The organism is Streptosporangium sp. CA-135522, assembly GCF_050949235.1.
Classification (GTDB): domain Bacteria; phylum Actinomycetota; class Actinomycetes; order Streptosporangiales; family Streptosporangiaceae; genus Streptosporangium.
In genome coordinates this window covers 6642757-6655994 of the sequence record NZ_CP192026.1, presented here as the reverse complement: position 1 = coordinate 6655994, position 13238 = coordinate 6642757, and the positions used below count along the sequence as shown (strand labels likewise).

Annotated in this window: 12 protein-coding genes; 10 read left to right on the top strand and 2 right to left on the bottom strand. The window is 70.0% G+C overall.

The window, feature by feature from the left end; all coding sequences use genetic code 11:
- Positions 1-59 precede the first annotated feature (59 nt).
- From ACQPYK_RS31760 to aspS, 3 genes are read left to right on the top strand one after another with little or no spacing between them, the layout of a single operon-like run.
- The gene (locus ACQPYK_RS31760; RefSeq protein ID WP_433238956.1) at positions 60-755 is read left to right on the top strand and encodes an MBL fold metallo-hydrolase; all 696 of its coding nucleotides are present in this window, start codon (positions 60-62) and stop codon (positions 753-755) included.
- A gap of 2 nt (positions 756-757) precedes the next feature.
- A complete protein-coding gene (gene hisS, locus ACQPYK_RS31755) occupies positions 758-2023 on the top strand; it encodes a histidine--tRNA ligase (protein ID WP_433238953.1) in 1266 nt (421 codons plus the stop codon).
- Entirely contained in the window at positions 2020-3756 is a 1737-nt protein-coding gene (aspS, locus tag ACQPYK_RS31750) for an aspartate--tRNA ligase (RefSeq protein ID WP_433238950.1), read from the top strand. Before hisS ends, aspS begins: the two co-directional genes overlap by 4 nt.
- A 110-nt stretch (positions 3757-3866) precedes the next feature.
- Here the strand turns inward: aspS and ACQPYK_RS31745 are convergent, their stop codons facing one another.
- Together ACQPYK_RS31745 and ACQPYK_RS31740 are read right to left on the bottom strand one after the other, a co-directional pair.
- Positions 3867-5075, bottom strand: a complete 1209-nt coding sequence (locus tag ACQPYK_RS31745) for a cytochrome P450 family protein (protein ID WP_433238947.1) — start codon at positions 5073-5075, stop codon at positions 3867-3869.
- 174 nt (positions 5076-5249) lie between these two features.
- Entirely contained in the window at positions 5250-6149 is a 900-nt protein-coding gene (locus tag ACQPYK_RS31740) for a peptidylprolyl isomerase (protein WP_433238944.1), read from the bottom strand.
- Positions 6150-6346: 197 nt separating this feature from the next.
- On the opposite strand from ACQPYK_RS31740, the gene ACQPYK_RS31735 reads away from it, so the two are divergent.
- From ACQPYK_RS31735 to mltG, 7 genes are all read left to right on the top strand, one after another.
- The gene (locus tag ACQPYK_RS31735) at positions 6347-6808 is read left to right on the top strand and encodes a DUF2231 domain-containing protein (RefSeq protein WP_433238941.1); all 462 of its coding nucleotides are present in this window, start codon (positions 6347-6349) and stop codon (positions 6806-6808) included.
- 103 nt (positions 6809-6911) lie between these two features.
- On the top strand, positions 6912-8222 hold the full coding sequence (locus ACQPYK_RS31730; protein ID WP_433238939.1) for a replication-associated recombination protein A: 1311 nt from the start codon (positions 6912-6914) through the stop codon (positions 8220-8222).
- Between the two features lie 102 nt (positions 8223-8324).
- Positions 8325-8711, top strand: a complete 387-nt coding sequence (locus ACQPYK_RS31725) for a DUF948 domain-containing protein (RefSeq protein ID WP_433238936.1) — start codon at positions 8325-8327, stop codon at positions 8709-8711.
- The gene (locus ACQPYK_RS31720; protein ID WP_433238933.1) at positions 8708-8962 is read left to right on the top strand and encodes a hypothetical protein; all 255 of its coding nucleotides are present in this window, start codon (positions 8708-8710) and stop codon (positions 8960-8962) included. Before ACQPYK_RS31725 ends, ACQPYK_RS31720 begins: the two co-directional genes overlap by 4 nt.
- A gap of 1 nt (position 8963) precedes the next feature.
- Positions 8964-11636 (top strand): alanine--tRNA ligase, encoded by a 2673-nt coding sequence (alaS, locus tag ACQPYK_RS31715; RefSeq protein ID WP_433258967.1) that lies wholly within the window; start codon positions 8964-8966, stop codon positions 11634-11636.
- Between the two features lie 46 nt (positions 11637-11682).
- Positions 11683-12180, top strand: coding sequence for a Holliday junction resolvase RuvX (ruvX, locus tag ACQPYK_RS31710; protein ID WP_433238931.1), 498 nt, complete (start codon positions 11683-11685; stop codon positions 12178-12180).
- Positions 12177-13214: an endolytic transglycosylase MltG gene (gene mltG / locus ACQPYK_RS31705; RefSeq protein WP_433238928.1), complete on the top strand. Its 1038-nt coding sequence runs from the start codon at positions 12177-12179 to the stop codon at positions 13212-13214. The genes ruvX and mltG overlap by 4 nt, the downstream gene beginning before the upstream one ends.
- The last annotated feature ends 24 nt before the right edge of the window (positions 13215-13238 follow it).

Here is a 13238-nt window from a genome sequence, read left to right as displayed (position 1 = left end):
GCACCGGTACCCTTCGGTTACATTCCCATCCGTATTCTTGACGAGATCAGCTGAGGCAGATGCTCATCGCCGGCTTTCCCGCAGGGTCGTTCCAGACCAACTGCTACGTCGTCGCGCCCGCCGCGGGCGAGGAGTGCGTCATCGTCGATCCGGGGCAGAACGCCGTCGGCGGCCTGGACGACGTGCTGCGCGAGCATCGGCTGAAGCCGGTCGCGGTGCTGGTCACCCACGGGCACCTCGACCACATGTGGTCGGTCGCACCGGTCTGCGGCGCGCGTGACGTTCCCGCGTGGATCCACCCGGAGGACCGTGCGATGCTCTCCGATCCGGGCAAGGGGATGTCGTCGGCGGCCGGGCGGCAGCTGTTCGGCGGGCTGACCTTCACCGAGCCCGACGACGTGCGCGAGCTCGCCGACGGTGAGGTGCTGCGGCTGGCGGGCATGGAGCTCACCGTCGACCACACCCCGGGCCATACCAGGGGGTCGGTGACGTTCAGGCTGCCCGGCACCGAGGAGATCCCCGACGTGCTGTTCTCGGGTGACCTGTTGTTCGCCGGCTCCATCGGCCGCACCGATCTCCCGGGCGGCGACTACCCGACCATCCTGCGCAGCCTGGCGACCAAGTGTCTGCCGCTGCCGGAGGACACGGTGGTCCTGCCCGGTCACGGACCACAGACCACGATCGGCCACGAGCGCGCGACCAATCCGTATCTCGCGGAAGCCGCCCCGTACGCCGGTCCCACCAGGGGACTATAAAGATGACTTTGCAGGCGCCCAAGGGCACCTTCGACTGGCTCCCGCCGCGTTCGGAGCAGGCGCTCGCCGTGCGGGAGGCGCTGACCGCCCCGGCCCGCCGCGCGGGCTACGGCTACATCGAGACGCCGGTCTTCGAGGACACCGCGTTGTTCGTCCGCGGCGTCGGCGAATCGACCGACATCGTCTCCAAGGAGATGTACACCTTCGAGGACAAGGGCGGGCGTTCCATCACGCTGCGCCCCGAGGGCACCGCGTCGGTCGTGCGGGCGGTCCTCCAGCACGGTCTGCACAACGGCCAGCTGCCCGTGAAGCTGTGGTACTCGGGCAGCCAGTTCCGCTACGAGCGCGCGCAGAAGGGCCGCTACCGCCACTTCTGGCAGGTGGGCGCCGAGGCCCTGGGGTCGGAGGACCCCGCGCTGGACGCCGAGCTCATCGTGCTGGCCGCCGACGGCTACGCCGGGCTGGGGCTCACCGGCGTCCGGCTGTTGCTCAACACGCTGGGCGACAGGGAGTGCCGCCCCGCCTACCGCGCCGCGCTGCAGGACTTCCTGCGCGGCCTCGATCTCGACGAGCCCACCCGGGCCCGAATCGAGATCAATCCGTTGCGCGTGCTCGACGACAAGCGCCCCGAGGTGCAGGCGCAGCTCGTCGGTGCCCCGCTGGTCGTCGACCACCTGTGCGAGGCGTGTAAGACCTACCACGAGGAGGTCCGCTCGCTGCTGACCGCCTCCGGCGTGGCCTACACCGACGACCCCAGGCTGGTGCGCGGCCTCGACTACTACACGCGCACCACCTTCGAGTTCGTCCACGACGGGCTGGGATCGCAGTCGGCGGTCGGCGGCGGCGGTCGCTACGACGGTCTGAGCGAGATGATCGGCGGCCCGGCCCTGCCCGGCGTCGGCTGGGCGCTCGGCGTCGACCGGACGGTCCTGGCCATGGAGGCCGAGGGCCTGTCCGGTGCCGAGACCACCGACGCTCGCGTCCAGGTGTACGGTGTGCCGCTGGGTGAGGAGGCGCGCCGCCGGATGTTCCTGCTCATCACCGAGCTGCGCCGGGCCGGCCTCGACGCCGACCTGTCCTTCGGCGGCAAGGGCGTCAAGGGTGCCATGAAGGGTGCCGACCGGTCGGGGGCGAGCTACGCCGTGATCCTCGGCGAGCGAGATATCGCCGCCGGGTCCGCGCAGGTCAAGGACCTGGTCAGCGGGGACCAGGCCGCCGTACCGCTCGCTGAGATCGTCACGACCTTGAAGGAGAGACTGAAGAAATGATCCGCACGCACGAAGCGGGATCACTGCGCAAGGAGCACGCCGGGCAGCAGGTGACGCTGGCCGGTTGGGTGGCGCGCCGCCGTGACCACGGCGGTGTGGTCTTCATCGACCTGCGTGACGCCTCCGGCTCCTCCCAGGTGGTCTTCCGCGAGGAGGACGACGCGCACGGCCTGCGCGCGGAATACTGCGTCAAGGTCGTCGGAGAGGTGCGGGTCCGTCCCGAGGGCAACGAGAACCCCGAGCTGCCGACCGGCGCGATCGAGGTCGTCGCCACCGAGGTCGAGGTGCTCAGCGAGTCCGCACCGCTGCCGTTCCCGATCGAGGGCAGCACCGGTGTGTCGGAGGAGGCCCGGCTCAAGTACCGCTACCTCGACATCCGGCGCCAGCAGGTCGCGCAGGCCATGCGAATCCGCTCCAGGGCGACCTACCTGGCCCACGAGGTGATGAACGAGCACGGGTTCAACTACATCGAGACCCCGACGCTGACCCGTTCCACCCCCGAGGGCGCCCGCGACTTCCTGGTCCCGGTCCGTCTCCAGCCCGGCAGCTGGTACGCGCTGCCGCAGTCGCCGCAGCTGTTCAAGCAGCTGCTCATGGTCGCCGGGATGGAGCGCTACTACCAGCTCGCCCGCTGCTTCCGCGACGAGGACCTGCGCGCCGACCGGCAGCCGGAGTTCACCCAGATCGACGTCGAGATGTCCTTCGTGGACCAGGACGACGTCATCGCCCTGGGCGAGGCCCTGATCGGCCGCATCTGGAAGGAGACGATCGGCTACGAGCTGCCGACACCGCTGCCCCGGATGACCTACTGGGACGCCATGTCCCGCTACGGCTCCGACAAGCCCGACCTGCGCTTCGGTCAAGAGCTCGTCGAGATGACCGAATACTTCGCCGACACCACCTTCCGCGTCTTCCAGGCGCCGTACGTGGGCGCCGTGGTCATGCCGGGGGGTGCTTCCCAGAGCCGCAAGGAGCTGGACGGCTGGCAGGACTGGGCCAAGTCGCGCGGCGCCAGGGGCCTGGCCTACGTGCTCGTCGGCGAGGACGGCACGCTCGGCGGCCCGGTCGCCAAGAACCTCTCGGAGAGCGAGGCCACGGGCCTGGCCGCCAAGACGGGCGCCCGGCCCGGGGACGCGATCTTCTTCGCCGCCGGTACGGCCGCCGCCTCGCGGGACCTGCTCGGCGCGGCCCGCCTGGAGATCGGCCGGCGCTGCGGCCTGATCGACGAGTCGGAGTGGAACTTCCTCTGGATCGTCGACGCCCCCATGTTCGAGGAGGACGGCGAGGGCGGCTGGACCGCGGTCCACCACCCGTTCACCGGGCCCAAGCCCGAGTGGGCCGACAACTTCCAGGACCACCCCGGCGAGGCCCTGGCCTACGCCTACGACATGGTCTGCAACGGCATGGAGATCGGCGGCGGCTCGATCCGTATCCACCGGGCCGAGATGCAGCAGCGCGTCTTCGACGTGCTCGGCATCTCCAAGGAGGAGGCGGAGAACAAGTTCGGCTTCCTGCTGGAGGCGTTCAAGTACGGCCCGCCGCCGCACGGCGGCATCGCCTACGGCTGGGACCGGATCTGCATGCTCCTGGCGGGCGGCGACTCGATCCGCGACGTCATCGCCTTCCCCAAGACGGCCTCCGGCTTCGACCCGCTGACCGGCGCGCCCACCCCGATCACGGGTGCGCAGCGCAAGGAGGCCGGCGTCGACGCCAAGCCGAAGGCCGAGGCCTGAGGACCCCGGCACGGCCAGTACGGCGAAGGCCCCCCGGAACGTGTCCCGTCCGGGGGGCCTTCGCCGTGTCCGCGGCCTTCGCCGTGCGAGAACGAGGTCTTCGCGAGGGTCTAGAAGCGGACGGGCAGTGCCCGCAGCCCGCGGATCAGCGAGCCGCCCTGGCGCCAGGCGATCTCGTCGGGCGCGCAGCCGAGCGCGATGTCCGGCAGGCGGCGCAGGAGCGTCTCGAAGGCGATCTGGGCCTCCAGACGGGCCAGCGGCGCGCCCAGGCAGAAGTGGATGCCGTGGCCGAAGGCCACGTGGCGGTTGTCGGCCCGGGTGATGTCGAGGGTGTCCGGCTCGTCGAACACCCCGGGATCGTGGTCGGCCGCGCCGAGTGAGACGTGGACCAGGCTGCCCTTGGGGATGGGGACGCCCGCGATCTCCAGGTCTTGGGTGGAGAAGCGGAAGGTGGCCCGCTCCACGGGACTCTCGTAGCGCAGGAACTCCTCGATCGCCGACGGCAGCAGTTCGGGCCGCTCCCGCAGCAGCTTGAGCTGGCCGGGGTGGACCAGCAGGGCCAGCATGCCGTTGCCGATCAGGTTGACCGTGGTCTCGTGCCCGGCGATGAGCAGCAGCGTGAGTGTGGACAGCAGTTCCTGCTCGCTGAGCAGCTCGTCCTCGTCGCGGGCGGCGACCAGCGCGCTGATCATGTCGTCGTGGGGTTCGGTCCGGCGCTCGGCGATGGCCCGGGTGAAGTAGGCGCGCATGGCGTCGTTCGCCTCGGTGCGGCGCCGGACCTGGTCCTCGTCGAGCGGCGGGGTGATCAGGGCGGTCGACCAGTCGCGGAAGTCGTCACGGTCCTCGACCGGAACGCCCAGCAGCTCGCAGATCACCGTGATCGGCAGGGGGAAGGCGAAGTCATCGAGCAGGTCGGCGTGGTCCTTGGCGGTCATCGCGTCGATGAGCGCGTCGGTGATCTCCTGGACCCGGGGACGCAGATCCTCGGTCCGCCGGGGGGTGAAGGCCTTGGAGACCAGGCGGCGCAGCCTGGTGTGGTCGGGCGGGTCGCTGTTGAGCATGTTGTGCGCGAGCACCGGATTGCCCTGTCCCAGCAGCCCGCGAAACAGGTCCGGCCCATGGGCCGGGCTCTTGCTCAGCCGGGGGTCGTTGAGGGCCTTGCGGCCGTGCTCGTGGTCGACCACCAGGAAGGCGTCCATGCCCGGCGGGAAGTCGATCGGGTGGACCGGCCCCTTGGCCCGGAGCGCGGCGTAGGCGGCGTAGGGGTCTTTGCCGAACTCGGGACTCAACACGAACTCGGCGGGTAGCTTTTCCGGCATTCGGTGCCCCTCGGTGAGATGGATCACACAGGCTCTGACCCAAGTCTGACTCCGGGGCGCCGGAGATCGCCCGATTGTGATCGGGATCACAAAGCCGTGCGGCCGCGGGTTCCGCCGGAAGACGGAACGCCCCGGTGGTCGGCCGACCGCCGGGGCGTTCCGCTCGAAGACCCGCTAGGAGATCTTCACGTCCTTGATGACGACCGGGATCTTGGGGGCGTTGGAACCGCCGTCGCCGCTGATGTCGTCGGGGTTGGTGATCCAGCCGCCCTTGGCGACCTCGTCGAGGATGTCCATGCCCTTGGTGACGAAGCCGAAGGGCGTGTAGTCCGGCGTCAGCTGCGCGGTCTCCTCGCCGAGCGAGATCCAGAACTGGCTGCTGTTCTGGTTGACCGCGTCGGCCGGCTGGGCCAGCGAGACCACGCCCTTGCTGTACTTCACGCCCTGCGGGATCTCGTCGTTGAAGACGTAGCCCGCGCTGCCCTGGCCGTCGGTGGGGTTCTTGCCGTCGGCCTTGGCCTGCGGGTCACCGCACTGCAGCAGGGAAAGGCCCGCGTTCTCCACCGTGGCCAGCCGGTGGCACTTGGTGTTGTCGTAGAAGTTCTTCTTCGCCAGGAAGGCCAGGGAGTTCACCGCGCACGGAGCGGTCTGCGTCATCAGGTCGATCACGATGTCGCCGTGGTTGGTGGTGACCGTCATGGTCTTCAGCTTCAGGTCGGGCTTGCTCGGCGGCATGCCCACCTTCTTGGCCGGGCTGCCGCTGGTGTCCTTGCGGTAGGAGCAGCTCACCTTGGCCGGGTCGACCGGGACGCTGGGCGTCGCCACCGGCTCGGGGGACTCGGAGGGCTCGGCGCTCTTCGAGGGGGCCGGCGAGCTCGCGGCGGCGGTCTTGCCGTCGCCGTTGCCTCCGAGCAGGGTCGTCGCGGCGATCAGGCCTCCGACGACGACGACGATCGCGGCGCCGGCCCCGATGAAGGTGTTCCGCTTCGACTTGGTCGTCTGCTCAGCAGCCCGCTGTGCCTGGCGCTCTTTGTGCTCTCGCGCCAGTTGGCTCTGGCGGTCCTCGCCGCTCACCGCTATGTCCTCCAGGATTGCCGTTACATGACTATCAACTGGCCGAAAGCGTACCGGCCTTGGAGTGTGCTGGACGTAAGTGACGGAATTCGCCCGGTGTGATGCGAGGGAACCGCGGACACCCCGGTGCGTTCCAGAACCTTTCATGGTGAGATTCCGTATCCGCTGATGAGAGCCACGTACCACCGGAGTCACCCATGTTCGACGAGATTCTGGGCCTGCCCGCCCACCCCCTGATCGTCCACGCCGCCGTGGTCCTGACGCCGCTCCTGGTGGTGCTGGCCATCGTCTACGCGCTGGCGCGCCGCACGCGCGCCGTACTGAACTGGGCGGTGACGGCGCTGGCGGTGGCCGTCCCGGTGGCCGTTCTGGCGGCCAGGCAGAGCGGTGGGGCGTTGCGGGACAGGCGTTTCTCCCCGGTCGACGGGCAGCTCGGCCGGCGCATCGCCGAGCACGAGGAATTCGCCACCCCGTTGCTGCTGGCCGCCCTCGTCCTCGGCGTGGTCTCGCTGGGCCTCGTCTACGTCTCGCAGGCGGAGCGGTTCGGCCGCCCGGCGGAGGTGACCGTCGTGGTGCTCACCGTCGCCATGGCCGCGGTGACGGGGTACTACGTGCTGCGCGCCGGGCACAGCGGGGCGGTCGCGGTCTGGGGAGGCTGACGATCCGGCGGGCGATCGTCTCCGGCGCAGGATCCCCGGCCCGCCGGGCGGCCGGCTCGGCGGTGTGGATCCGGAACGGATGTCCTGACGGTACTGTCGGAGCGTGGACAGCCTGTTCGACTCGGCGGCGGAGGAGGCCCACCGCGGCCATGAGCCCCTGGCGGTGCGGATGCGCCCGCGCGGCCTGGACGAGGTGATCGGCCAGCGCCACCTGCTGGGCCCCGGCACGCCGCTGCGCCGGCTCGTCGAGGCCGAGGCGCCGATGTCGCTGTTCCTGTGGGGCCCGCCCGGCACCGGCAAGACCACCCTGGCCTACGTGGTCGCGGGCGTCACCGAGCGCCGCTTCGTCGAGGTCTCCGCCGTGTCGGCGGGCGTCAAGGAGGTTCGCGCGGCCATCGAGCAGGCTCGGCGCGAGCTGGGCATGTCCGGCCGCCAGACCGTGCTGTTCGTGGACGAGGTGCACCGCTTCAACAAGGCCCAGCAGGATGCCCTGCTGCCGGCGGTGGAGAACCGCTGGGTCACCTTCATCGGCGCCACCACCGAAAACCCGTTCTTCTCCGTCATCTCGCCGCTGCTGTCCCGCTCCCTGCTGCTGACTCTGGAGTCACTGTCGGAAGACGACGTCAGGGCGGTGCTGGAGCGCGCCGTCACCGACCCGCGCGGTCTGGACGGGAAGGTGAAACTGGCGCCCGAGGCCGCCGAGCATCTGGTGCGCCTGGCCGGCGGAGACGCCCGCAGGTCGCTCACCTACCTGGAGGCCGCCTCGCTGATCTCCGACGGTGAGATCACCGTCGAGGTGGTGGAGCGCGCCGTGGACAAGGCCGCCGTCCGCTACGACCGCCAGGGCGACCAGCACTACGACGTGATCAGCGGTTTCATCAAGAGCATGCGCGGCTCCGACGCCGACGCCGCGCTGCACTACCTCGCCCGCATGCTCGAGGCGGGCGAGGACCCCAGGTTCATCGCGCGCAGAATCGTCATCTTCGCCTCCGAGGACGTCGGCATGGCCGATCCCACGTGCCTGCAGGTCGCGGTGGCCGCCGCTCAGGCGGTGGAGTTCATCGGCCTGCCCGAAGGGCGGCTCAACCTGGCCCAGGCCGTCATCCACTGCGCGCTCGCCCCCAAGTCCAACGCGGTGATCAACGCCGTCAACGCCGCCTCGGACGACGTACGGCGCGGCAGCATCGGCCATGTGCCCGGCCATCTGCGCGACGCCCACTACGGCGGGGCCAAGAAGCTCGGCCACGGCAAGGGCTACAAATATCCCCACGACTTCGAGCACGGCCTGGTCCGCCAGGACTACGCCCCCGAGGAGCTGCGGGAGCGCCGCTACTACCGGCCCACCCGCCACGGCGCCGAGGCGGGCTTCGCCGATCGGTGGTCCAGGATCCGCGCCTTCCTGCGCGGTGAGTAGTCGCCTCGGGGAAGGCCCGCGACGAAGCGGCATGCCGGGGGAGTGGGGCGGGACACGATAGGGTTTTGCCGTTCCAGCCGGGTGAAGTGAGGAGATCGGCGCATGCTGAGCGCAGGAGAGGTCGCCGGACTGATCGTGGCCATGGCGTGGGCGATCCTGGTCAGTTTTCTGGCCGTCGTCCTGGTGCGGCTGGCCCGGCTGCTCACCGAGACCACCAAGATGGTCTCCGAGCTGGGCGAGCGCGTGGTGCCGCTGTTGGAAGACGTCACGGCGACCGTCGGCGAGACCAACCGCCAGCTGGTCGCCGTCGAGGCCATCGCCGCCGACGTCAAGCGGGTCAGCGGGCATGCCGCCAAGGTCAGCGACGTCACCCAGACACTGGTCACCGGGCCGCTGATCAAGCTTGCCGCGCTGAGCCACGGCGTCCGGCACGCCCTGCGCGCCCGCGGCAGATCGAACGCTCGGATGCTGGAGAGGCGGCGGCGATGATCCGGCGACTGTTCTACATGTCCCTGGGCGCGTTCGGCGCGGTGTGGGTCATGCGTAAGCTGCAAGCACTGCACCCGAACCACCTGGCCCGGCGCGCCGTGCGCAGCGCCGGCGGGGCCCTGGAGCAGATGAGGGAGTTCGCCGGTGACACCCTGGAGGGTGCGGCCAGGCGGGAAACCGAGTTGCGTTCCCGGTTCGGGCTCGACACTGTTGAAAACACCTATCACTACGACGTAAAGGATGGCCGCTGACATGGAGTCGGCAGAGATCGCCCGCCGCTTCCTGCGCTTCTTCGAGGAGCGTGGGCACACCGTCGTGCCCTCGGCCAGCCTGATCGCCGAGGACCCGACGCTGCTTCTGGTCCCCGCGGGCATGGTGCCGTTCAAGCCCTACTTCCTGGGGCAGCAGAAGCCGCCTTTCAAGCGGGCCACCAGCGCCCAGAAGTGCGTGCGCACCCCCGACATCGACGAGGTCGGCAAGACGACCCGTCACGCCACGTTCTTCCAGATGCTCGGCAACTTCTCCTTCGGCGACTACTTCAAGGAGCAGGCGATCCCGCTCGCCTGGGAGCTGCTGACCAAGCCCGAGTCCGAGGGCGGGTTCGGCTTCCCCGAGGACCGGCTCTGGGTCACCGTCTACCTCGACGACGACGAGGCCTACGGCATCTGGCACGACAAGGTCGGCGTCCCCGCCGAGCGCATCCAGCGCCGCGGCATGGCCGACAACTACTGGTCGATGGGCGTGCCCGGCCCCTGTGGTCCGTGCAGCGAGATCTACTACGACCGCGGCCCCGAGTACGGCAAGGACGGCGGACCCGTCGCCGACGAGAACCGCTACCTCGAGGTGTGGAACAACGTCTTCATGCAGTTCGAGCGCGGCGCGGGCGGGGACAAGGACGACTTCCCGATCCTCGGTGAGCTGCCCGCCAAGAGCGTCGACACCGGCATGGGGCTGGAGCGCATGGCGGCGATCCTGCAGGGCGTCGACAACATCTACGAGATCGACACCACCTACAAGATCCTCGACCGGGCCGCCGAGCTCACCAAGACGCGTTACGGCCGCGACGAGCGCGCCGACGTCTCGTTGCGGGTCATCGCCGACCACGTCCGCACCGGCGTGATGCTCGTCGCCGACGGGGTGCTGCCCTCCAACGAGGGCCGGGGTTACGTGCTGCGCCGCATCCTGCGCCGCGCCATCCGCAACCTGCGCCTGCTGGGCGCGGGCGAGGAGCGCTACATGCACGAGCTCACCGCGGTGACCATCGACGTCATGGGCGAGCAGTACTCCGAGCTCAAGGCCGACGCCCCGCAGATCCACGGCGTCATCGACGCCGAGGAGGCCTCCTTCCTGGGCACGCTCCGCACCGGCACCGCGATCTTCGACGTGGCCGTGGAGGAGACCAGGCGCAGGGGACAGGGCACGCTCGCCGGGGAGCAGGCCTTCCAACTGCACGACACCTACGGCTTCCCGATCGATCTGACCCTGGAGATGGCCTCCGAACAGGGCCTCAGGGTCGACGAAGAGGGTTTCCGCCGGTTGATGAAGGAGCAGCGCGACCGGGCCAAGGCCGACGCCGCCGCCAAGAAGACCGGCAACGCCGACATCTCGGTGTTCGGCCAGATCCTCGAGAAGACCGGCAAGGTCGAGTTCCTCGGCTATGACCAGGTCACCGCCGAGTCCCAGGTCATCGGCCTGCTCGTCGGCGGGGCCTCGGTCCCGGCCGCGGGCGCCGGAACCGAGGTCGAGGTCGTGCTGGGCCGCACCCCGTTCTACGCCGAGGGCGGCGGCCAGCTCGCCGACCAGGGTCTCATCCGCACCGACGGGGCCGAAGTGGAGATCGTGGACGTGCAGTCCCCGGTCGCCGGCGTCGTCGTGCACCGCGGGAAGGTCCGCACCGGTGAGATCCGGGTGGGCGACCAGGCCCAGGCCGAGATCGACGTCGAGCGGCGCCGCGCCATCTCCCGCAGCCACACCGCCACCCACCTGGTGCACCGCGGTTTCCGCAACGCGCTGGGCGAGACGGCGGCGCAGGCCGGATCGGAGAACTCGCCCGGTCGTTTCCGTTTCGACTTCACCGCCGCCGGCGCCGTGGCGCCCAGCATGCTGCGTGACGTCGAGGACGAGGTCAACGCCGTGCTGATCAACGACCTCAAGGTCAACGCCTTCCACACCTCCCAGGCCGAGGCCCGGGCGATGGGCGCGCTGGCCCTGTTCGGCGAGAAGTACGGTGAGACCGTCCGTATCGTCGAGGTCGGCGAATACTCCCGTGAGCTGTGCGGCGGCACCCACGTCTCCAGCTCCGGCCAGCTCGGTCTGGTCAAGGTGCTGGGTGAGGCCTCGATCGGCGCCGGCGTGCGCCGGGTGGAGGCCCTGGTCGGCCTGGACGCCTTCCGCTTCCTGGCACGCGAGAGCGTGCTCGTGGCCCAGCTGTCCGAACAGCTCAAGGCCCGCCGCGAGGAGCTGCCCGAACGGATCGAGGGCATCGTCACCCGGCTGCGCACCGCCGAGAAGGAGCTGGACAAGCTCCGCTCGGCCCAGGTGCTGGCGATGGCGGGCGAGATGGCCGCCGGAGCCCGCGACCTGCACGGGGTCTCCGTCGTGACGCACCGCGCGCCTGATGGAACCTCCCCCGACGACCTGCGTAAGCTCGCCCTTGACGTGCGCGGCCGGTTCCCGGGTGAGCGGGCCGCGGTCGTCGTCGTCGCCGGCGTGCCCAACGACCGGCCCGTCGTCGTCGCCGTGGTCAACGAGCCGGGGCGCGAGCGGGGCCTGAAGGCGGGCCGGCTCGTCGGCGTCGCCGCCAAGGCGCTCGGAGGCGGCGGCGGTGGTAAGGATGACGTCGCCCAGGGCGGTGGAGTCCGTCCTGAGGCGATTCGCGACGCGCTCGACGCCGTCGAGCAGGCGATCGCACAGACCCTCGCCTGACGACGGACGTCTGCGAGTCGGAGGCGGCTCGGAGGCGGAGATGGTGATGAGAAACGGTATTCGGCTGGGCGTCGACGTCGGCTCGGTCCGTATCGGCGTGGCCCGCAGTGACCCTTCGGGGCTGTTGGCCACGCCGGTGGAGACCGTACGGCGCGGCAAGGGCGACCTGGACCGGCTCGCGGAGATCGCGGCCGAGTACGAGGTCGTCGAGATCGTGGTCGGCCTGCCGACCTCCCTGTCCGGTCGTGAGGGTCAGGCGGCCGAGGCCGCCCGCGACTTCGCACACCGGATCTCGCTGCGGCTGTCGCCGATCCCGGTCCGGCTGTTCGACGAGCGGCTGACCACGGTCACCGCCCAGCAGGGCCTGCGGGCCAGCGGGGTGAAGGCCAAGAACCAGCGTGGCGTGGTGGACCAGGCGGCGGCCATCGTGCTGCTGCAGGCCGCCCTCGACGCCGAGCGTGCCACCGGCATGCCGCCGGGCAGAGCGCTCGGTCCGCCGGGCGGGCGCCCCGGCGGGGAATCGAGTGGTGGGGCCGTTCGGTGAGCCGTCTGCGGCCGATATGGCTGCTGGCGGGAGGCACGGCCGTCGTCGCGATGACGGTGGGCGTCGGTGGATACGTGCTGGTCAAGCCGTACCTGGCGCCGGCCGACTTCGAAGGGGCCGGCTCGGGAGCGGTCACCGTGAAGATCGAGCAGGGCGCGACCGCGGGTGAGATCGCCTCGATCCTGGCGAACGCCGGAGTGGTGGCGAGCGCCAGGTCGTTCATCCGGGTGACCGAGGAGCAGGCCAAGGGCAACAGCCTGCGGCCCGGCCATTTCCGTCTCCGCAAGGGCATGTCGGCCGCCGAGGCGCTCAAGCTGCTCACCGCCCCCGGATCCCGGCTGGTACGGCGGGTGACCGTTCCGGAGGGACTGCGGCTGTCGGAGCTGTTCGACAGGCTCGCCGCGGGCACCGGCCTGCGCCGGGACGACTTCGTCAAGGCCGCCCAGGACCGGCAGGAGCTCGATCTGCCCGCCTACGCCAAGGGGCCCGAGGGCTTCCTGTTCCCCGCCACCTACGAGGTGGAGCCCGACGCGACCCCGGCGGGCGTGCTCGCGTCCATGGTGGAACGTTACAAAGACGCGGCGGTCGAGCTCGATCTGGAGGCGAAGGCCGCCGAGCGCCATCTGACACCCCTGGAGGCCGTCACGGTGGCGAGCCTGCTGCAGGCCGAGGGCGGGCGCGACTCGGACTACCCGAAGATCGCTAGAGTGATCTACAACAGGATCAAGGCGCGGGTGCCGCTTCAGATCGACTCCACGGTGCTCTACGCGCAAAGGCGTAGGAGCATGAAGGTGACGGTGAAGGACACCAAAGTGAAGTCGCCGTACAACACCTACCTGCACCCCGGTCTGCCGCCGGGACCCATTGCGAGTCCGGGAGAGAAGGCGTTGAGAGCGGCTCTCCACCCAGATCAAGGCGATTGGTTCTGGTTTGTCACAACCGATCCGGAGCATAGAATCACGAAATTCACTGACAAAGAGAGTGAGTTCGTGAGATACCGGGAAGAGCTGAACAGATACCTCAGGACGCGGTGATGTACGGCGGAACATCATCCGTTC